Source organism: Bradyrhizobium sp. Kon37, from assembly GCF_055807535.1.
This window is the reverse complement of record NZ_JBVVOY010000284.1, coordinates 1-262: the sequence shown is the minus strand read 5'-3', so window position 1 is coordinate 262 and position 262 is coordinate 1. Positions and strand designations below refer to the sequence as shown.

The 262-nt window shown below is 45.8% G+C and carries 1 other RNA gene; it reads right to left on the bottom strand.

Annotated features, from left to right (window positions below):
• Positions 1–34: 34 nt before the first annotated feature.
• Positions 35–262: a transfer-messenger RNA gene (gene ssrA, locus AC0L3J_RS38165) on the bottom strand; the annotation flags it as partial.

Genomic DNA, 262 nt, shown 5'->3' with positions numbered 1-262 from the left:
AATCGAATAAAAATCAGGCTACATGGGTGCTAAATCTTTAACGATAACGCCATTGAGGCTGGTCATGGCGCTCATAAATCTGGTATACTTACCTTTACACATTGGGGCTGATTCTGGCTTCCACGCGATCTCTTTTGGGTTTGACCTCTCTTGATCCCCGTCCTAAGAGCGGAGGCTAGGGAGAGAGGGCTCTAAGCAGGTTATTAAGCTGCTAAAGCGTAGTTTTCGTCGTTTGCGACTATTTTTTGCGGCTTTTTACGAG